Below are 18581 nucleotides of genomic sequence, written 5' to 3'. Positions count from 1 at the left end.
TGGAAAAGGCCCTGGACGTGGTGCCGGGTCACGCCCGAGAGTGGGTGACATGAGCGAACAAGCCATTGCTCCTGTCGACGCGCAGGAACCGCCGTACTACGCCGTCGTGTTCACCTCCGTAAGGACGGAGGGAGACAACGGGTACGGCGAGACGGCCGAGCGGATGGAGGAGCGGGTCAAGGAGATACCGGGGTTCCTCGGGATCGACTCGGCGCGGACGCCGGGCGGGCTCGGGATCACCGTGGGGTACTTCAGGGACGCCGAGGCCATCGAGGAGTGGCGCAGCGACATGGAGCACCGGGCGGCGCAGAAGCGGGGGCGTGAGAGCTGGTACGAGAGCTACACCCTGCATATCGCCAAGGTCGAGCGAAGTCACGGGTTCCGGCGCGGTCAGGGCTGAGGCAGGGCTGAGGCGGTGCTGAGGCCCGGCTGACGCAAGGCTGAAGAGGGAGATCAGTCGCTCTGGGATTCCCAGGTGTTCCCTGAGTGGCTCCTGTGCGTTTCTCAGGTAATTCACAGGTTCCCGAAAGGGTGCTCTCAGAGCGGCTCGCCAATGTGTGGGCTATGACCACGACCTCGCCCCAGGGGCGCACCGAACTGCTGAGGCCGGACGGGAGCCCCGTCCGCGTGCTTGTGGTGGACGACGAGCAGTCGATCACCGAGCTGTTGTCCATGGCCCTTCGTTACGAGGGCTGGCAGATCCGCAGCGCGGGTGACGGGACCGGGGCGGTGCAGACCGCCCGGGACTTCCGGCCCGACGCCGTGGTGCTCGACATGATGCTGCCCGACATGGACGGGCTGGCCGTCCTCGGCCGGCTGCGGCGCGATCTGCCCGACGTGCCCGTGCTCTTCCTGACGGCGAAGGACGCCGTCGAGGACCGTATCGCCGGGCTCACCGCGGGCGGCGACGACTATGTCACCAAGCCGTTCAGCCTGGAGGAGGTCGTCGCACGGCTGCGCGGGCTGATCCGTCGCTCCGGTGCCGCCGACCGGCGCTCCGACTCCACGCTCGTCGTCGGGGACCTCACCCTGGACGAGGACAGCCACGAGGTGTCGCGCGCCGGGGACAACATCCACCTCACCGCCACCGAGTTCGAGCTGCTGCGCTTCCTGATGCGCAACCCGCGCCGGGTGCTCAGCAAGGCGCAGATCCTCGACCGCGTGTGGTCGTACGACTTCGGCGGCCAGGCCAACGTCGTCGAGCTCTACATCTCCTACCTGCGCCGCAAGATCGACGCCGGGCGCGAGCCGATGATCCACACGCGGCGCGGAGCCGGTTACCTGATCAAGCCCGCGGCGTCATGAGCGGGCGACGACAGCTGCGGAAGCAGCGGCGCCGACAGCCTCGGACGCTGCGGACGCGGCTCGTCGTCGCGTCCGTCGTGCTGATCGCCGTCGTGTGCGCGGTGATCGGCACGGTGACCACCATCGCGCTCAGTTCCTACCTGAACGACCAGCTCGACGGCTCGCTGAACGACGCCGCCATGCGGGCGGCCGGCCCTCCGGCGAAGGCGGTCGGCGAAAAGCCTGGCCCCGGGGACAACGACAAGGACAAGCCGACGCTGTCGGAGTTCGTCGTCCGGGGCCCGCAGACAAGCAACGGCGGCACGGTCGCCGCGAAGCTCACGGACGGCAACATCACCCAAGCCAAGGTCGGCAAGGAGTCCGAGGGCGACGACGGGGTACCTGACCTCAGCCCCGAGTCGCTCACCTCGGCGCAGTTGGCCGCCCTGGAGGACGTGCCGCGGGACGGCGAGCCGCACACCGTCGACCTTCCGGGCCTCGGCGAGTACCGGGTCCAGTACAAGACCGGCATCGACGGTTCGTACTACGTGGGCCTGCCCACCGAGGACGTCACCAGCACCCTCAACACCCTGATCATCGTCGAGGTCAGCGTCACCGCCGCCGGTCTCATCGCCGCCTCGCTCGCCGGTGCCACCATCGTGAGCGTCGCGCTGCGCCCCCTGCGCAGGGTCGCCGCCACTGCCACCCGTGTTTCCGAACTGCCGCTGCACACCGGCGAGGTGACCCTCAACGAGCGCGTCCCCGAGTCCGAGACCGACCCCCACACGGAGGTCGGGCAGGTCGGTGCCGCCCTCAACCGCATGCTCGACCACGTCCACGGGGCGCTGCACGCGCGCCAGGAGAGTGAGACGCGGGTACGGCAGTTCGTCGCGGACGCCAGCCATGAGCTGCGTACGCCCCTCGCGTCCATCCGTGGATACGCCGAACTCACCAGACGCGGAAGGGAAGAGACCGGGCCGGACACCCGCCACGCGCTGGGCCGGATCGAGTCCGAGGCCGGGCGGATGACCGGGCTCGTCGAGGACCTGCTGCTGCTCGCGCGGCTCGACGCCGGGCGCCCGCTGTCCTACGAGCACACCGACCTGTCCCCGCTGGTCGTGGACGCGGTGAGCGACGCCCGTGCGGCCGGACGCGAGCACAACTGGCGCCTCGACCTGCCGGACGAACCCGCGCTCGTGCTCGCCGACGCCGCCCGCATCCAGCAGGTCATGGTGAACCTGTTCGCCAACGCGCGTACGCACACACCACCCGGCACCACGGTGACCGCACGCGTGCGCCGTCAGGGCTCCTGGGTGTGCCTGGACGTGCAGGACGACGGGCCCGGGATTCCACAGGATCTGCTGCCCCGTGTCTTCGAACGGTTCGCGCGAGGCGACTCGTCGCGCTCGCGCGCCTCGGGTTCCACCGGTCTCGGTCTCGCCATCGTGCAGGCCGTCGCGACCGCGCACGGCGGCGCCGTGACCGTCGACAGCGTGCCCGGGCGCACCGCGTTCACCGTGCATCTGCCTGCGCTGACGTCCGGAGCGGGCCCCGAGGCATGGGTCGAGGAAACGTCCGGAACCAACGCGCGGACGCACTCACAGGCACAGCACAGCACCACCACATGGGTGCGACAGGGGGCTTGACGACAGTCGTCGTCATGCGAACCGAACCTTCTCCCGGCAATCTGCCGGCGCGGGAGCACCTCCCGGCCGGGAACGCCGGTACGCCTGTCCTGGACGTAGTGATCCCCGTCTACAACGAGGAGAAGGACCTCCAGCCGTGTGTGCGCAGACTGCACGAGCACCTCGCGCGCACCTTCCCGTACGCGTTCCGCATCACCATCGCGGACAACGCCTCGACGGACGCCACCCCGCTGGTGGCGGCGCGGCTGGAGGCGGAGATCCGGGAGGTCAGGTCCTTCCGCCTGGATCAGAAGGGCCGCGGCCGTGCCCTGCGGACCGTGTGGTCCGCCTCGGACGCTCCGGTCCTCGCCTATATGGACGTCGACCTCTCCACCGACCTCAACGCGCTGCTCCCGCTGGTGGCCCCGCTGATCTCGGGCCACTCCGACCTCGCGATCGGCTCGCGTCTGGCCCGCTCCTCGCGGGTGGTGCGCGGCGCCAAGCGGGAGTTCATATCCCGTACGTACAACCTGATCCTGCGGGGCTCGCTGCAGGCCCGCTTCTCCGACGCCCAGTGCGGCTTCAAGGCGATCCGGCGGGAAGTGGCTCAAGTGCTGCTGCCCCTTGTCGAGGACACCGGCTGGTTCTTCGACACCGAGATGCTGGTGCTCGCCGAACGGGCCGGACTGCGCATCCACGAGGTGCCGGTCGACTGGGTCGACGACCCGGACTCGACCGTGCACATCGTGAAGACCGCGACCGACGACCTGTTGGGCGTGTGGCGCGTCGGGCGCGCCCTCGCCACCGGCTCGCTGCCGCTCGACCGGCTCGCCCGGCCGTTCGGTGACGACCCGCGCGACCGCGAACTGACCGGCGTACCCACGGGACTCGCCCGGCAACTCGTCGGGTTCTGCGTCGTGGGCGCTCTGTCCACGCTGTTCTATCTGCTGCTCTACAGCGGCTTCCGTACGTTCACGGGGTCGCAGTTCGCCAACGCGCTCGCCCTGCTCCTGTCGGCCGTCGCCAACACGGCGGCCAACCGGCGCCTCACCTTCGGCGTCCGCGGACGGGACCGGGCCGTGAAGCACCAGGCGCAGGGCCTGGTGGTCTTCGGCATCGGCCTCGCCCTCACCAGCGGTTCGCTCGCCGCCCTGAACGCGGCGACGAGCGATCCCGCGCACTCCACCGAACTGGCGGTGCTGATCGCCGCCAACCTCGCGGCGACCGTGCTGCGGTTCCTGCTCTTCCGGGCCTGGGTGTTCCCGGACCGGACCGACGACTCCCCGTCGACCGTGGTCGCCTCTCACACGCCCGTCGTGCCCGCCGGTCCCGTGTCGCCTGTCTACGCGACGGCGCCGCAGCCTCCGTACGGCACGACTCACTCTCCGTACGACAACCGAACCCGGGGGGACGCGACCGTGCAGCTGCAGCCGGTGCGTCCGAACGATCACGATCCGAGGAACGCACGATGACGACGACTCAAGCCGACTATCCGGGGACACACAGTCCCGCCGGGACACCCGGTCCCGACTGGGGCCCGCCCACCTCAACAGCCGTACAGCAGCCGGTCGTTCCGGCGGGGCCCACCGCGGCCCCCGAGGACGGCAGCCCCAAGCAGCCCTTCGTGCGCCGCGCCTGGCGCGGGCGGCCCGAGGACCACCGCTGGGTGCGCCCCGCGTTCCTCGGCACGCTGCTGCTGATCGGCGCGCTGTACACCTGGAACCTCACGGCCTCCGGGTACGCGAACTCCTTCTACTCCGCGGCCGCCCAGGCCGGCTCCCAGAGCTGGAAGGCCTTCTTCTTCGGCTCTCTGGACTCGGCCAACGCCATCACCGTCGACAAGCCTCCGGCCTCGCTGTGGCCGATGGCGCTGTCGGTCAGGGTCTTCGGCCTCAACTCCTTCGCGATCCTTTTCCCGCAGGTGCTGATGGCCGTGGCCACGGCCGGTGTGCTGTACGCGGCTGTACGGCGCCGGTTCTCCGCCTCGGCCGGCTTCATCACCATGGCGGTCTTCGCGCTCACGCCCGTCGCCGCTCTGATGTTCCGCTTCAACAACCCGGACGCGGCCCTCGCGCTGCTGAGCGCCGCCGCGGTCTACTGCACGCTGCGTGCCATGGAGAAGGCCGAGACGAAGTGGCTGGTGTGGGCGGGCACCGCGATCGGCCTCGCCTTCCTGGTGAAGACCCTCCAGGCCTTCCTGATCCTCCCGGTACTGGCCCTGCTGTACGTGGTCTTCGCGCCGACGGGCCTGAAGAAGCGCATCGGCCAGGTGCTGCTCGCCGGGCTCGCGATGGTCGTCTCGGGCGGCTGGTGGGTCGCGATCGTCGAGCTGTGGCCGGCCTCGTCCCGCCCGTACATCGGCGGCTCGCAGAACAACTCCTTCCTTGAACTGACCTTCGGTTACAACGGCCTCGGGCGCATCAACGGCGAGGAGACCGGCAGCGTCGGCGGTGGCGGACAGGGCGGCGGCTGGGGCGAGACCGGCTGGGACCGGATGTTCAGCTCGTCGATCGGCGGTCAGATCTCCTGGCTGATCCCGGCGGCGCTGATCCTGCTCGTCGCGGGCCTCGTGCTCACCCGGAAGGCCCGGAGGACCGACACGGCCCGTGCCGCGTTCCTCGCCTGGGGCGGCTCGCTGCTGATCACCATGGTGATCTTCAGCTTCATGCAGGGCATCTTCCACGAGTACTACACCGTGGCCCTGGCCCCCTACATCGCGCCGCTGATCGGCATGGGCGCGGTCGTGCTCTGGGAGGAGCGCGGAAAGACATGGGTGTCGCTGACGTCGGCGGGCGCGATGACGGCGACCGCGGTGTGGGGGTACGTCCTCCTCAGCCGTTCCTCCGACTACCTGCCGTGGCTGAAGTGGCTGGTCCTCGTCGGTGGTCTGGTCGCGGCGCTCGGCCTGACCTTCGTCAACAAGCTCGGCCGCCGACTGGCCATGGGAGTGGTCGGACTGAGCTTCGTCGCCGCCCTCGCGGGCCCGACGGCGTACACGATCACCACGCTGCAGGAGGGTCACACCGGCTCGATCGTCACCGCCGGTCCTGCGGTCGCGGGCGGTCGCGGCGGGCCCGGTGGCGGTGGCGGCATGGGCGGCGGCCCCGGTGGCGGCGGTATGCCCGGCCAGAACCAGCAGCAGAACGGCAACGGGCAGGGTGGGGCGGCGGGCCGGCCCCCGACCGGCGGCTTCCCCGGTGGCGGCCAGAACCAGCAGAACCAGCAGGGCGGCCCCGGCGGTCAGATGGGCGACGGCGGCGCTGGTGGTGGCGGTGGCGGTGGCGGCATGGGCGGCCTGATCGGCGGCACCTCGGTCAGCGACGAGGCCAAGAAGCTGCTGGAGACGAACTCCGGCGACTACACCTGGGTCGCCGCGGCCATCGGCTCCCAGAACGCCGCGAGCTTCCAGCTCTCCACCGGCGAGCCGGTGATGGCGATCGGCGGCTTCAACGGCACCGACCCGTCCCCGACGCTCGCCGAGTTCAAGCAGTACGTGGCGGACGGCAAGATCCACTACTTCATCGGCGGCGGTGGCATGGGCGGCCGCGGAGGCAGCGACAGCGGCAGCTCCTCCGAGATCAGCTCGTGGGTCCAGGAGAACTTCAAGGAGGTGACGGTGGGCAACGCCACGTTCTACGACCTGACGCAGCCCACGAGCAGCTGACGGTTCCCTCAGGGGAGGGGCGGCCGAGGCGAGAGCGCCTGGGCCGCCCCTTCCGCTTGTCCGTTGTACAGCGTATGGGAATTGCTCTACGGTGTAGGCCGACCACCTTCCCATACGCCGTAAAGGGGCACCCATGACGGCCGAGGCGACCGCCGTAACCGCCCAGGCACCTCCCCAAGGACACCCCCAGCGCTGGCTGATCCTCGGTGTCATCTGTCTCGCGCAACTCACCGTGGTGCTGGACAACACCGTCCTGAACGTCGCGATCCCCTCCCTCACCGAGGAGTTGGGCGCGGCCACCGCCGACATCCAGTGGATGGTCAACGCGTATTCCCTCGTGCAGTCCGGCCTGCTGCTCAGCGCCGGCAGCGCCGCCGACCGCTACGGCCGCAGGAAGATGCTGATCTCCGGGCTCGCGCTCTTCGGAATCGGGTCGCTGGTGGCCGGACTCGCCGAGTCCACCGCGCAGTTGATCGCCGCACGGGCCGGGATGGGCGTGGGCGCGGCGCTGCTGCTCACCACGACGCTCGCCGTCGCGATGCAGATCTTCACGCCTGACGAGCAGCCGAAGGCCATCGGCATCTGGGCCGCCGTGAACGCCCTCGGCTTCGCCGGCGGGCCGCTGATCGGCGGTGTCATGCTCGACCACTTCTGGTGGGGCGCGATCTTCCTGGTGAACCTGCCGGTCGTGGCGCTGGGTCTGTGCGCGGTAGTGGCGCTCGTACCGGAGTCGAAGAACCGGCGCGGGGACCGTCCGGACCTCCTGGGCGCGCTGCTCTCCACGATCGGCATGGGGTCGCTCGTGTTCGCCATCATCTCCGGCCCCGACCACGGCTGGACCTCCGGCCGGGTGCTGGGGACGGCCGCGGTGGCCGTGGTGGTGCTGGCCCTCTTCGCGTACTGGGAGAGCCGGATCCCGTACCCGATGCTCGATCTGCACTTCTTCAGGGACCGCCGCTTCACGGGTGCGGTCGCCGGGGCGGTGCTGATCACCTTCGGTATGGGCGGGGCGCTGTTCCTGCTGACGCAGCACCTCCAATTCGTCCTCGGATACGGGCCGTTGGAGGCAGGTCTGCGTACGGCACCGCTGGCCTTGACGGTGGTGGCCCTGAACTTCACCGGCCTGGCGGCCAGGTGGACCGTCAAGTTCGGCGCGCCGCTGTCGATCGGGCTCGGCATGGTCATGATGTCCGGCGGGCTGGTGTCGATCGCCACGCTGACGGAGCTCGGCTATACGGGGACGTTGCTCGGGCTGCTGTTGATCGGTGCCGGCTGCGCCGTCGCCAACCCCGCCATGGCACACGCCATCATGAGGGCGATTCCGCCGGAGAAGGCGGGAGTGGGGGCCGGGGTCAACGGAACGCTCGCGGAGTTCGGCACCGGTCTGGGCGTGGCCGTGCTCGGTGCGGTTCTCAACTCCCGCTTCGCCGCGCTGATTCCGATGGCGGCGGCTTCACTGCCCGCCGCGCTGGCTTCGGCCGGGTCGGCACAGGAGCGGGAGCGGATCAGGGACGCGTACTCGTCCGGGCTCGAGACCAGTCAGCTGGTGGGGGCGGTGGCGGTGCTGCTGGGCGGACTGCTGGCCGCGGCGTTGCTGCGGCGGGCCGATCGGGCAGACTCCGCGGTGGCGGCATCGGCGTGACGATGCGCGGGTGGGGCACGCATAGCATCACGTACGCGCAGTACTGGTACTGAGCTGAGTTCCGAGGAAGGTGCGCCATGGTAAGGGCAGCGGCATGGTGAGGTCGGCCGACCGGGCCGAGCGTCCGGCGCGGCACAGCGTCTGGCTGGAGGACAAGGGGCCCCGCGGCGGTGCGTCCCGCGGCGGGGGCCAGCCGTCCGGGCTCGATCGTGACCGCATCACCCGGGTCACGGTGCGGCTGCTCGACGCCGAGGGCCTGGCCAAGTTCTCCATGCGCCGGCTGGCTGCCGAACTGAACGTCACGGCGATGTCGGTCTATTGGTACGTGGACACCAAGGACGACCTGCTGGAACTTGCCCTCGACTCGGTCTTCGGCGAGCTGGAGCTGCCTGATCCGGAGTCGGGCGAGGACTGGCGCGATCAGCTGCGCGCGCTGGCGAGCGCGTACCGGGGCGTGCTGGTGCGCCACCCCTGGGTGTCGCCGCTCCTCGGGACGTTCCTCAACATCGGGCCGAACTCGGTCGCCTTCTCACTCGTCGTGCAGCGCGTGGTCCGCGCGACCGGGCTGCCGCCGCACCGGCTGGCGGGGGCGATCGCGGCCGTCTTCCAGTTCGTGTACGGGTTCGGCACGATAGAGGGCCACTTCAGCCTGCGCAGCGCGGCTGTCGGGTTGAGCCCGGACGAGTACTTCCAGCAGGCCCTGAGCACCCTCAAGACGGCCCCTGAACTCGACGACGTCGTCCAGGAGTCCGTGGACCTCATGGCGGCCCGCGGAGGCGATTCGGTCGCGGAGATGTACGACCGCGATTTCCAGTTCGCTCTGGACCTGGTGCTCGCGGGCATCGAGGCGATGGTGGAGCGCGCCTGACGCTGCGCTGTGCTGGGCAGGCCGGTGAGTGGGGGCGCGCCCCTTCAGGGGCGCGGGGCGCGACCAGCCACGACCGACCCGCACCCGAAACACGAACCCCGGGGAGTCTTAGGGCGCAGCCCTCAGGGATGGGAACGGGTAGGGGCGGCGGGGGCGAAGAACCTCTGGGCAGCGGAAACCCCCGCTACTCCTGCGGAGCAAGCCGTGCTGGGAAGCCCCCCGTGGCAACGGGCCCCCAGCGGTCAGGGGTGATGCGGATGATGGACTTGCCCTGCTTGCGCATCGCCTCGCGGTACTCGTCCCAGTCCGGATGCTCACCGGCGATGTTCCGGTAGTACTCCACGAGCGGCTCGACGGAGTCGGGCGCGTCGATGACCTCGGCCGTCCCGTCGATCTGCACCCAGGGCCCGTTCCAGTCGTCGCTCAGCACGATGAGGCTGACACGGGCGTCCCGCTTCGCGTTGCGGGTCTTGGCGCGGTCCGGATACGTGGAGACGACGACGCGGCCCGCGTCGTCGACGCCGCAGGTGAGCGGCGACCCCTGAGGGCTGCCGTCGGCGCGGCGCGTGAGCAGGATGGCGCGGTGGCGGGGACGTACGAAGTCGAGCAGCTCGTCCAGGGAGACGGAGGTGTTCGTAGCGATGTTTGGTGCCATGGCGGCAGCCTAGGCCTTGAGGTGGCGCGGAGCCTGGTCCTGTCGTTCCTACGTTCGCGGCAGTGTCTCGCCCTGTACCGCCTGGATGTCCAGCTCCACCTTGAGGGTCGCCCCGATGGCCGCGATGCCTGCCTGGACCACTTGGTTGTAGTTCATGGCGAAGTCCTCGCGGCGCAGCTCGGTCGTGGCCCGGAAGGCCGCGCGGGTGCCGCCCCAGGGATCCGCGCCGGTACCGAGGTGGGCGAGGTCCAGGTCGACCGGTCGTACGACACCGTGCAGGGTCAGTTCGCCGTGCACCGTCCAGCGGTCGGAGCCTGCGGGTGACAGTCCCGTCGAGCGGTAGGTGATGTCCGGGTACGTCTCCACGTCCAGGAAGTCCGGGGACTTGAGGTGCCCGTCGCGCATGCCGTTGCCGGTGTCGATCGACGCGGCCCGGATGACCGCCTCCACCCGGGACTTGGTCACCTCGTCCGGGGCGATCTCGATCCGGCCGGAGAAGTCGGTGAACCTTCCGTGCACGCTGGAGATGCCCAGATGCCGGGCGACCGCGGACACGGAGGAGTGGGCCGGGTCGATGGTCCAGGGGCCGGAGGGCGGGAGTTCGGTGCCGCCCTGCCGTGCCAGGGTCACGGTCCCGACCTCCGCGCGCCCGCTCGCCGTGACGAGCGCGCTGTGGGCGGCGGGGGCGTAACCGACGGCCGTGACGATCACCGTGTACGCCCCGGGTGCGAGGTCGGTCCCGTTCCGCACGACCCCCTCTGCGTCGGCCTCGGCGCGCATCACCTGCGTGCCGGTCATGTCGGTCACCGTGACGACCCCGTGCGACACGGCCCAGCCGTCCCGCGTACGGATCTTCGCGGTCAGTCCCATTGCGTGTAACTCCTCTGCGGGGGAACCGGCCCCGAGGCGCGCCCGAGTTCCGGACGCGCCCCGACGGGCCGGGGTTCGACTACTCGCCGGGGTGGGCGAGTTCGATGTCGTGGCCGTCCACGCCGCCGCCGTTCACCGTCAGCGCCGTGGCCACCGGCGGGTAACCGGTCGCGATGACCGTGTACTCCCCGCTGTCCAGGTCGGCGAAGGCGTACGCCCCGTCCGGCCCCGTGGTCGCCGTGCCGACCACGTTGCCCGCCACGTCGACGAGCGTGACCCGCGCGTCGGACAGCGGGCCGTGCGGCGCCCGTACCGTGCCCTGCAGATGCGCGCCGGCGCTGAGCTCGATGTCGACCCGGGTGACCCCGGTGCCGCCGACCTCGACCGGGAGGGCGAGCGGGCGGTGGCCCGTGGCGTTCACCGCCACGGTCACGGTGCCCGGGACCAGCTCGGCGAAGGTGAACTCGCCCTGCTCGCCGGTGGTCCCGGTGGCCAGCACGTCGCCGCGCACATCGGTCACGATCACCATGGCGCCCAGGACCGGCTTCCCGCTGTCCGCCGCCCTGACCGTCCCGCCGAGCCCGCTCGTGCCGCTCAGCAGGATGTCGTACGTGAGCGGTTCGCCGTTCACGACGACCGTGGAGGCCTGCGGCTGGAACCCGTCGGCCGACGCGATCAGGACGTACGAGCCCGTGCCCGGCGCGTCCACCGCGTAGCTGCCGTCGGTCTGCGCGACCGAGCGGCCCAGCTGACGGCCGGTGAGGGAGATCAGCGTCACGGCGGCCCGGGGGACGGGCGCGCTCTCGGCGCCGCGTACGTGGCCGCGCACCGGGATACCGGGGTCCGGGCTGGAGGGCGCGCTCGGGACCTTCTCCTCGATCGGGGCCTGCTCCCCGGCCGGGGCGGGAGCCTCGGCCGGAGCGGGAGCCTCGGCGGCGGCCGGAGCCGTGGCGTGGGTCGTCTCCTCGGCGGCCTGCGCCAGAGCGCCCTTGGTGCGCAGCGGGACCTCCTTGATGAACAGGGAGAAGAGGAAGGCGAGTACCGCGACCGGCGCGGTGTAGAGGAAGACGTCGGCGATGCCGTGGCCGTAGGAGCTCTCCACGAGCGTGCGGACCGGCCCGGGGAGCGAGTCGACGTCGGGGATGCTGTCCGAGGAGCTGGAACCGGTGAGCGCGGACGCGTACTTCGGGTCGAGGGACGACGCGCCCTCGGTGACGTAGTGCGTGATCCGGTGGCTCAGCACGGCGCCCAGCGCGGAGATGCCCACGGTGCTCCCGAGGGAACGGAAGAAGTTCACCGTGGAGCTGGCGGCGCCGAGGTCGCTCGGGGCCACCTGGTTCTGCGTGCACAGCACCAGGTTCTGCATCATCATGCCGACGCCGAGGCCCAGCAGGGCCATGAAGATCGCCACGCGCCAGTACGGGGTGTCGTACCGCATCGTGCTGAGCAGACCGAGGCCCGCGGTGAGCAGGACGCCGCCGGCCAGCAGCCAGCCCTTCCACCGGCCCGTCCGGGAGATGAACTGCCCGGAGACGGTCGAGGCGACGGCGAGGCCGCCGATCATCGGGATGGTCATGACGCCGGACATGGTCGGCGACTCGTCCCGGGCCAGCTGGAAGTACTGGCTGAAGAAGATGACGCCCGCGTACATCGCGGTGCCGACGAAGAGGGCGGCGATGGAGGCCAGCGTGATGGTGCGGTTGCGGAACAGCCGCAGCGGGATGATCGGCTGGGTCGCCTTCGTCTCGATGAGGATGAAGATCGCCAGGAGCACGATCGTGCCGCCGACCATCGAATAGGTCTGCCAGGACGCCCAGTCGTACTTGTCGCCGGCGAAGGTCACCCAGATCAGCAGCAGGCAGACCGCGGCGCTGATGAAGAACGCGCCGGCCCAGTCGACCTTGACCTTCTGCTTGGCGACCGGAAGGTGCAGGGTCTTCTGCAGCACGATCAGGGCGATGACGGCGAAGGGGACGCCGACGTAGAAGCACCAGCGCCAGCCGAGCCAGCTCGTGTCGGTGATGACACCGCCGATCAGCGGGCCGCCGACCATCGCGGTGGCGAACGTGGCGCCGAGGTAGCCGCTGTAGCGCCCGCGCTCACGCGGGGAGATCATCGCCGCCATGATGATCTGGGCCAGCGAGGTCAGACCGCCCATGCCGATGCCCTGGACCGCCCGGAAAGCGATCAGCATGCCGGGGTTCTGGGACAGTCCGGCCGCCGCCGAACCGCCCACGAAGATGACCAGGGCCAGCTGCACCAGCAGCTTCTTGGAGAAGAGGTCGGCGAGCTTGCCCCACAGGGGGGTGGACGCCGTCATCGTCAGAAGCGACGCGGTCACCACCCAGGTGTAGGCGCTCTGGCCGCCGCCGAGGTCGTTGATGATGTCGGGCAGGGCGTTGGACACGATCGTCGACGACAGGATCGCGACGAACATGCCGAGCAGCAGCCCGGTCAGTGCCTCCAAGATCTGCCGGTGCGTCATCGGAGCGCCGTCGGAGGGCCCTCCTCCGTGCTTGGCGTGTGAGCCCCGCACACCGGCTGGTGTGGTCGTTGCCATGGGCTTCCTTCTCTTACGTTGCTTTATGCGGGCGTACGGGTGGTCGCCGGTGGCGTCGAGGGTGACGCCGGCGGCGGGGACGGGGACGGGGACGGGGGCGCGGCCGCGGCCGGTCGGCAGTCGTCGAAGCTGGTGCGCAGCCGGCCGAGCAGAGAGTTGAGCTGGTCGACCTCGTCGTCGGACCAGTCCTCGAGGTAGTGGGCGAGCGCGTGTGTGTAGCGCTCGGAGATCTCGGCGAGCATGTCCCGTCCGGAGGGGGTGAGCCGGAGGATGCGTGACCGCTTGTCGGCGGGGTCGGGGGACCGGTCGATCCAGCCGCGCTCCGCGACCTGGGCCACATGCCGGCTCGTCACCGACATGTCGATGGCCAGCAGCTCCGCTAGGCGGCTCATCCGCATCTCGCCGTGCCGCTCGAGCAGCGTGAGCACGGCGGCGGAACCTCCGGGGCACTCCTGCGGAAGCACCCGCCCGAGACCCCGTTTCACCGCACCGATGGCACTGAGCTGCCGAGCCAGCTCCTCGTACTGACGCTGAGCGGCCATCGGCCCCCCTCCTTCGTTGCTTAGGGCAACCATAAAGATGATTGGTTGCTGCAGGCAAATGAGAGAGGGGGGTGAGCCGCTAAAACCTTGGCAAATTGGCAAAGGGGGCGCCCTGCAGGGGCGCGGGGAACTGCGCGACCAGCCACCCAAGAACGGACAAGCAACACCAGAAGAGGGCACCCGGCACTTGGGCGAGCCGGAGGCATTCGCTAGGGTCCTGGCCCATGGCAAACACCCAGGGCCCCGAGGGCAACTACGACCCCGCGGGTAGCACCCAGATGTTCCGCGCTTTCGTCGACGAGGGCCCCCAGGGCCGCAGGCAGCAGCCCGCCGCCCCGGCCGGACCCCGCATCGGCCTGATCGTCGGCGTCGTACTCGCCGTGGCGGTCGTCGCCGCGGTCGCCTGGCTCGCTTTCAAGTAGGCGTCCGCTCCTTCCGCTACTTCCACTGGACGGACACGTCCTGTGTCTCGATGTGCATGCCCAGCGGCACGCGCCACTCGTCCACGCACACCGTCCAGGTCTTCTCCTTCCGCGCGCCGGCGGCGATCGGCGCGGGAAGTTTCTCGGCCGACTCGATGGTCGCCCAGTCGATGCCGAGCGCCCCGATGATGTGCGTGCCGAAGGTCACGGTGCCCGAACGCACTGCCGCGCCTCCGGTGTTGTGGAAGTCGAGGGTGACCTTTTCGCACCAGCGTGCCGCGGCGGGCTCGCGTTCGGGATCGCTGACGGTCAGCTTCGCGGGCCCACTGGGCGCCGTGCTCCCGTCCGCCGGCGTACTGCCGCCGGACGTCGGTGGGGAGGGCTGACCCCCACCGCCCCCACTCGTGCGACCGGACTCGGTGCCGCCCCCCGACGCGTCCGATGCATCCGATGAGTCTGATGCGTCGGTCCCCGGGGCGCCCGGTGCGTCCGACGGGCCGCCCTCCGAACGACCGCTCCCGTCGGGCGGGCCGCCCCTCGCGGCGGGGTTTCCGGGCGCGGAAGGTCCAGGGGCGGGGGTGCGGGAGCCGGATTCCGCACCGTCGAGCGGGATCAGCGTCACGTCGCCCGTCGGAGCCGCCGCCGTCCCGGCTGGTCGAGGGGTACCGCCGGCCGGTCCGACCGCGACGTATCCGTCACCGCCGCCGCCACCTCCGCAAGCGGCCAGCAGTCCACCCGCACAGACGGCGGTCGCCGAGGCGGCCACAAGGGCACCTCGGCGACCACGTATCAACCCTCGACGCATCGCGCCAGTGTGGCTGACGACCCGTCAATTATGAACCCTCAGTCCGAGATGAGTCCTTCCCGCAGCTGCGCCAGCGTCCGCGTCAGCAGCCGGGACACGTGCATCTGCGAGATGCCGACCTCCTCGCCGATCTGCGACTGGGTCATGTTCGCGAAGAAGCGGAGCATGATGATCTGTCGCTCTCGGGGCGGGAGCTTGGCGAGGAGGGGCTTCAGGGACTCCCGGTACTCGACGCCTTCGAGGGCCATGTCCTCGTAGCCGAGGCGGTCGGCCAGGGAGCCCTCGCCGCCGTCGTCCTCGGGGGCCGGGGAGTCCAGCGAGGACGCCGTGTACGCGTTGCCGACCGCCAGGCCGTCGACCACGTCCTCCTCGGACACGCCCAGCACGGTGGCGAGTTCGGTCACCGTCGGGGAGCGGTCCAGCTTCTGGGAGAGGTCGTCGCTGGCCTTGGTGAGGGCCAGCCGCAGCTCCTGGAGGCGCCGCGGGACCCGGACCGACCACGAGGTGTCCCGGAAGAAGCGCTTGATCTCGCCCACGACCGTCGGCATCGCGAACGTCGGGAACTCCACGCCCCGTTCGCAGTCGAAGCGGTCGATCGCCTTGATCAGGCCGATCGTGCCGACCTGGACGATGTCCTCCATGGGCTCGTTGCGGCTGCGGAAGCGGGCGGCCGCGTAGCGCACGAGCGGGAGGTTGAGTTCGATGAGGGTGTCCCGAACGTAGGCGCGCTCCGGGCTGTTCTCGTCGAGTGCGGCGAGCCGCAGGAACAGGGAGCGGGACAGGGTGCGGGTGTCGATGGCTTCCGAAGTCGAGAGGGCCGGGGCTTCCGGAGCCGGAAGGGCCGGGACATCGACGCTGTGAAGCACGTCGGGCGCGGACTCGCTCTTTGTGAGCGTGAGCACCTTCGAGCTGCCCTGGTCTGCGGACATGCCACCCCCTTTGGGTCGCGGACGGACGCGGCGGACGCTCCCGTCGAAGGAACGCAGCCTCCACCTGAATACCGGAGGCAGAGCTGCGGCAAACGCGCTTCCGGAAGAATGTCACATGTCGGCAACACGCTGTAGTGACATGTCGACACACATAGGGTGGATCGGCCCTGGAAAAGAAGGGTCTGGCAGTTTTTCAGCCCAGAACTGTCGGGAAATTGCCTTACGAGCGATTCGCTCTCGCGAGTTACGCCTCGATCCTGTTTGCGGATCGAAGCCGGGCGAAACTCCTGGCGAGCAGCCTTGACACATGCATCTGCGAGACACCCAGCTCGGCGCTGATCTGTGACTGCGTCAGATTGCTGTAGTAGCGCAGGAGAAGGATGCGCTGTTCTCGCTCGGGGAGCTGGACGAGGAGGTGGCGTACGAGGTCGCGGTGCTCGACGCCGTCCAGCGCCGGATCCTCGTAGCCGAGCCGGTCGAGCAGGCCCGGCATCCCGTCGCCCTCCTGGGCCGCTTCCAGGGATGTCGCGTGGTACGAGCGTCCGGCCTCGATGCAGGCCAGGACCTCCTCCTCGGTGATCCGCAGCCGTTCGGCGATCTCGGCGGTGGTGGGCGAGCGCCCGAAGGCCGTCGTGAGGTCCTCGGTCGCGCCGTTCACCTGCACCCACAGTTCGTGCAGGCGGCGCGGTACGTGGACGGTGCGGACGTTGTCGCGGAAGTACCGCTTGATCTCGCCGACGACGGTCGGCATCGCGAAGGTGGGGAACTGGACGCCCCGGTCGGGGTCGAAGCGGTCGATCGCGTTGATCAGGCCGATCGTGCCGACCTGGACGATGTCCTCCATGGGCTCGTTGCGGCTGCGGAAGCGGGCGGCCGCGTACCGCACGAGCGGCAGGTTGGCCTCGATGAGCGCGCTGCGCACGCGATCGTGCTCGGGGGTCCCCCGCTGCAGGTGCTTCAGCTCGGCGAAGAGCACCTGCGTGAGCGCCCGGGTGTCGGCACTGCGCCGCTTCTCGGGGGATGGGGCGGGAGCGGGCTCTGGTGCGGCAGCGGGGCCTGGAGCGGCGGCGGGACTCGGGGTGGCGGCGGGATTTGGGGCAGCAGTGGAGCCTGGGGTGACGGCGGGACTTGGGGCTCGTGCGGGATGAGGGGCAGTGGCGGTGGCGGGGGCGGGAGTGGGCGCCGGGGCCGAGGTGGGCGCCGGGGCCTCTTCCTTGGGCGGCGCAGTACTGGCCGACACGGTCAACGCCACCTCTTCATGAGCAACCCATCCGTCAACTCATCCGTCAAAAGCGGTCATAGCATCACAAGACATGTGCACTGTGTGCAAGCACCGCAAAGACTCGTGTTGGTGACAAGTGTGGGCATAAGGGGCAGCGCGGCTCCGCGCGGCTCAGAACTCGTAGTCGGCGATCACCCACGTGGCGAATTCGCGCCACAGCACGACGCCGGCCTGATGTGCGGGGTGCTCGAGGTAGCGCTTCAGCGCGTCCGTGTCCTCCACCGCCGAGTTGATGGCGAAGTCGTACGCGATGGGGCGGTCGGTGATGTTCCAGTCGCACTCCCAGAACTTCAGCTCCGGGATCTGTCCGCCCAGCGCCCGGAAGGCCGCGACCCCCTCGACGACCCGCGGGTCGTCGCGCTCGACGCCCTCGTTGAGCTTGAAGAGGACCAGGTGGCGGATCACGGGCACTCCCAGGAGGTGTGGTGGCCGCCGATCAGTTCGGGGCCCCGTCGGCGACCCACGTCATGAAGTCACCGACGGCTTGGGCGGCGTTCGAAACGCCCTCGAACCCTATCTGCACGTAGTCGGCGGCCTGTTGCGGGTCGGTGATGATCACGTAGAGCACGAAGACCACGAGCGCATACATGGCGATCTTCTTCGAATTCACCGCCACCGCGGCCTCCCCTGTGCCTGCTGTGCCTACTGGGATCCTGTTGCCGGCGGTGAGTGTATCTCGGCCACTTGTGCCCCCATCGATCCTGTGAGCGACGGCCCGGTCGCCGAGGGGAACGCATGAAGGGCCCCGTCTGTCGACGGGGCCCTTCTGAAGCGGTAGCGGAGGGATTTGAACCCTCGGTGACTTGCGCCACACTCGCTTTCGAGGCGAGCTCCTTCGGCCGCTCGGACACGCTACCGGGAGAGATCCTAGCCCACGATGGGCCGTGGTCTGAAATCCGTATTCGGCCGACGGTTCAGCGGTCAGAGGCCCACCTCCGCCGTCGTGGTTCGGCGGTCTGCGGTTCAGCGGCTCTGGAAGAAGTCCGTGAGCAACCGGGCGCACTCCTCGTCGAGTACGCCGCCGATCACTTCGGGGCGGTGGTTGAGGCGCCGGTCGCGTACGACGTCCCAGAGGGAACCCGCCGCGCCGGCTTTCTCGTCGCGGGCGCCGTAGACGAGGCGGTCCACGCGCGACTGCACGATCGCGCCCGCACACATCGTGCAGGGCTCCAGCGTGACGACGAGTGTGCACCCCGTGAGCCGCCACGATCCGAGTTCCGCGGCGGCCCGGCGCAGGGCGAGCACCTCGGCGTGCGCCGTGGGATCGCCGGTCGCCTCGCGTTCGTTGTGGCCCGTGGCGAGCGCCGTCGTCCCGTCCGGGGACAGCATGACGGCGCCGACGGGGACGTCCCCGCCCCGGACGGCCAGTGAGGCCTCGTCCAGGGCGAGCCGCATCGCCGCCCGCCAGCGGTCGCGTACGGGATCCCGCTGTT

Annotated in this window: 18 protein-coding genes and 1 tRNA gene; 8 read left to right on the top strand and 11 right to left on the bottom strand. The window is 70.1% G+C overall.

Annotation, left to right across the window (positions count from 1 at the left end; all coding sequences use genetic code 11):
* Positions 1-49: 49 nt before the first annotated feature.
* From FGD71_RS28980 to FGD71_RS28950, 7 genes are all read left to right on the top strand, one after another.
* Positions 50-400: an antibiotic biosynthesis monooxygenase family protein gene (locus FGD71_RS28980; RefSeq protein ID WP_119103492.1), complete on the top strand. Its 351-nt coding sequence runs from the start codon at positions 50-52 to the stop codon at positions 398-400.
* A gap of 164 nt (positions 401-564) precedes the next feature.
* The gene (locus tag FGD71_RS28975; protein ID WP_162931246.1) at positions 565-1305 is read left to right on the top strand and encodes a response regulator transcription factor; all 741 of its coding nucleotides are present in this window, start codon (positions 565-567) and stop codon (positions 1303-1305) included.
* Complete coding sequence (locus FGD71_RS28970; protein ID WP_119103490.1) at positions 1302-2930, top strand: sensor histidine kinase; 1629 nt, start codon at positions 1302-1304, stop codon at positions 2928-2930. Before FGD71_RS28975 ends, FGD71_RS28970 begins: the two co-directional genes overlap by 4 nt.
* Positions 2931-2944: 14 nt before the next feature.
* Positions 2945-4381, top strand: a complete 1437-nt coding sequence (locus tag FGD71_RS28965; RefSeq protein WP_119103489.1) for a bifunctional glycosyltransferase family 2/GtrA family protein — start codon at positions 2945-2947, stop codon at positions 4379-4381.
* Entirely contained in the window at positions 4378-6573 is a 2196-nt protein-coding gene (locus tag FGD71_RS28960; RefSeq protein WP_119103488.1) for an ArnT family glycosyltransferase, read from the top strand. The genes FGD71_RS28965 and FGD71_RS28960 overlap by 4 nt, the downstream gene beginning before the upstream one ends.
* A 133-nt stretch (positions 6574-6706) precedes the next feature.
* Positions 6707-8215 carry an MFS transporter gene (locus FGD71_RS28955; protein ID WP_119103487.1) on the top strand — a complete coding sequence of 503 codons (1509 nt, stop codon included), beginning with the start codon at positions 6707-6709 and terminating at the stop codon, positions 8213-8215.
* A gap of 94 nt (positions 8216-8309) precedes the next feature.
* Positions 8310-9083, top strand: coding sequence for a TetR/AcrR family transcriptional regulator (locus FGD71_RS28950; RefSeq protein ID WP_119103486.1), 774 nt, complete (start codon positions 8310-8312; stop codon positions 9081-9083).
* 184 nt (positions 9084-9267) lie between these two features.
* On the opposite strand, the gene FGD71_RS28945 is transcribed toward FGD71_RS28950, so the two are convergent.
* The 4 genes from FGD71_RS28945 to FGD71_RS28930 form a co-directional block, all read right to left on the bottom strand.
* Complete coding sequence (locus FGD71_RS28945) at positions 9268-9738, bottom strand: PPOX class F420-dependent oxidoreductase (RefSeq protein ID WP_119103485.1); 471 nt, start codon at positions 9736-9738, stop codon at positions 9268-9270.
* A gap of 48 nt (positions 9739-9786) precedes the next feature.
* Positions 9787-10608 carry a YceI family protein gene (locus tag FGD71_RS28940; RefSeq protein ID WP_119103484.1) on the bottom strand — a complete coding sequence of 274 codons (822 nt, stop codon included), beginning with the start codon at positions 10606-10608 and terminating at the stop codon, positions 9787-9789.
* Between the two features lie 79 nt (positions 10609-10687).
* Positions 10688-13093, bottom strand: coding sequence for an MFS transporter (locus FGD71_RS28935; RefSeq protein WP_478131569.1), 2406 nt, complete (start codon positions 13091-13093; stop codon positions 10688-10690).
* A gap of 98 nt (positions 13094-13191) precedes the next feature.
* Complete coding sequence (locus FGD71_RS28930; protein ID WP_119103482.1) at positions 13192-13710, bottom strand: MarR family winged helix-turn-helix transcriptional regulator; 519 nt, start codon at positions 13708-13710, stop codon at positions 13192-13194.
* A 224-nt stretch (positions 13711-13934) separates the two neighbouring features.
* Here FGD71_RS28930 and FGD71_RS28925 point away from each other — a divergent pair, with 224 nt between their 5' ends.
* Complete coding sequence (locus FGD71_RS28925; protein ID WP_119103481.1) at positions 13935-14132, top strand: hypothetical protein; 198 nt, start codon at positions 13935-13937, stop codon at positions 14130-14132.
* 16 nt (positions 14133-14148) lie between these two features.
* Here FGD71_RS28925 and FGD71_RS28920 read toward each other — a convergent pair whose 3' ends face one another.
* The 7 genes from FGD71_RS28920 to tadA form a co-directional block, all read right to left on the bottom strand.
* The gene (locus tag FGD71_RS28920; protein ID WP_119103480.1) at positions 14149-14937 is read right to left on the bottom strand and encodes a hypothetical protein; all 789 of its coding nucleotides are present in this window, start codon (positions 14935-14937) and stop codon (positions 14149-14151) included.
* Between the two features lie 38 nt (positions 14938-14975).
* The gene (locus FGD71_RS28915; RefSeq protein WP_119103479.1) at positions 14976-15866 is read right to left on the bottom strand and encodes an RNA polymerase sigma factor SigF; all 891 of its coding nucleotides are present in this window, start codon (positions 15864-15866) and stop codon (positions 14976-14978) included.
* 244 nt (positions 15867-16110) lie between these two features.
* Positions 16111-17106 carry an RNA polymerase sigma factor SigF gene (locus FGD71_RS28910; protein WP_119103512.1) on the bottom strand — a complete coding sequence of 332 codons (996 nt, stop codon included), beginning with the start codon at positions 17104-17106 and terminating at the stop codon, positions 16111-16113.
* A gap of 153 nt (positions 17107-17259) precedes the next feature.
* The gene (locus FGD71_RS28905) at positions 17260-17553 is read right to left on the bottom strand and encodes a Dabb family protein (protein ID WP_119103478.1); all 294 of its coding nucleotides are present in this window, start codon (positions 17551-17553) and stop codon (positions 17260-17262) included.
* Between the two features lie 31 nt (positions 17554-17584).
* On the bottom strand, positions 17585-17764 hold the full coding sequence (locus FGD71_RS28900; protein WP_119103477.1) for a hypothetical protein: 180 nt from the start codon (positions 17762-17764) through the stop codon (positions 17585-17587).
* A 156-nt stretch (positions 17765-17920) separates the two neighbouring features.
* A tRNA-Ser gene (locus FGD71_RS28895) sits at positions 17921-18005 on the bottom strand.
* A 106-nt stretch (positions 18006-18111) separates the two neighbouring features.
* On the bottom strand, positions 18112-18543 hold the full coding sequence (gene tadA, locus FGD71_RS28890) for a tRNA adenosine(34) deaminase TadA (RefSeq protein ID WP_119103476.1): 432 nt from the start codon (positions 18541-18543) through the stop codon (positions 18112-18114).
* Between the last annotated feature and the right edge of the window lie 38 nt (positions 18544-18581).

Source organism: Streptomyces sporangiiformans (genome assembly GCF_005768555.2).
GTDB lineage: Bacteria > Actinomycetota > Actinomycetes > Streptomycetales > Streptomycetaceae > Streptomyces > Streptomyces sporangiiformans.
The sequence above is the reverse complement of the archived record's forward strand: the minus strand, read 5'-3'. Positions and strand labels throughout refer to the sequence as shown.

Excerpts from the sequence above, each read along its gene's own strand:
- tadA (WP_119103476.1), bottom strand. The coding sequence starts at position 18,543 with ATGCGGCTCGCCCTGGACGAGGCCTCACTGGCCGTCCGGGGCGGGGAC.
- FGD71_RS28965 (WP_119103489.1), top strand. The coding sequence starts at position 2,945 with ATGCGAACCGAACCTTCTCCCGGCAATCTGCCGGCGCGGGAGCACCTC.
- FGD71_RS28945 (WP_119103485.1), bottom strand. The coding sequence starts at position 9,738 with ATGGCACCAAACATCGCTACGAACACCTCCGTCTCCCTGGACGAGCTG.
- FGD71_RS28930 (WP_119103482.1), bottom strand. The coding sequence starts at position 13,710 with ATGGCCGCTCAGCGTCAGTACGAGGAGCTGGCTCGGCAGCTCAGTGCC.
- FGD71_RS28975 (WP_162931246.1), top strand. The coding sequence starts at position 565 with ATGACCACGACCTCGCCCCAGGGGCGCACCGAACTGCTGAGGCCGGAC.
- FGD71_RS28925 (WP_119103481.1), top strand. The coding sequence starts at position 13,935 with ATGGCAAACACCCAGGGCCCCGAGGGCAACTACGACCCCGCGGGTAGC.
- FGD71_RS28950 (WP_119103486.1), top strand. The coding sequence starts at position 8,310 with ATGGTGAGGTCGGCCGACCGGGCCGAGCGTCCGGCGCGGCACAGCGTC.
- FGD71_RS28955 (WP_119103487.1), top strand. The coding sequence starts at position 6,707 with ATGACGGCCGAGGCGACCGCCGTAACCGCCCAGGCACCTCCCCAAGGA.
- FGD71_RS28940 (WP_119103484.1), bottom strand. The coding sequence starts at position 10,608 with ATGGGACTGACCGCGAAGATCCGTACGCGGGACGGCTGGGCCGTGTCG.
- FGD71_RS28980 (WP_119103492.1), top strand. The coding sequence starts at position 50 with ATGAGCGAACAAGCCATTGCTCCTGTCGACGCGCAGGAACCGCCGTAC.
- FGD71_RS28970 (WP_119103490.1), top strand. The coding sequence starts at position 1,302 with ATGAGCGGGCGACGACAGCTGCGGAAGCAGCGGCGCCGACAGCCTCGG.
- FGD71_RS28935 (WP_478131569.1), bottom strand. The coding sequence starts at position 13,093 with ATGACGCACCGGCAGATCTTGGAGGCACTGACCGGGCTGCTGCTCGGC.
- FGD71_RS28960 (WP_119103488.1), top strand. The coding sequence starts at position 4,378 with ATGACGACGACTCAAGCCGACTATCCGGGGACACACAGTCCCGCCGGG.
- FGD71_RS28920 (WP_119103480.1), bottom strand. The coding sequence starts at position 14,937 with ATGCGTCGAGGGTTGATACGTGGTCGCCGAGGTGCCCTTGTGGCCGCC.
- FGD71_RS28915 (WP_119103479.1), bottom strand. The coding sequence starts at position 15,866 with ATGTCCGCAGACCAGGGCAGCTCGAAGGTGCTCACGCTCACAAAGAGC.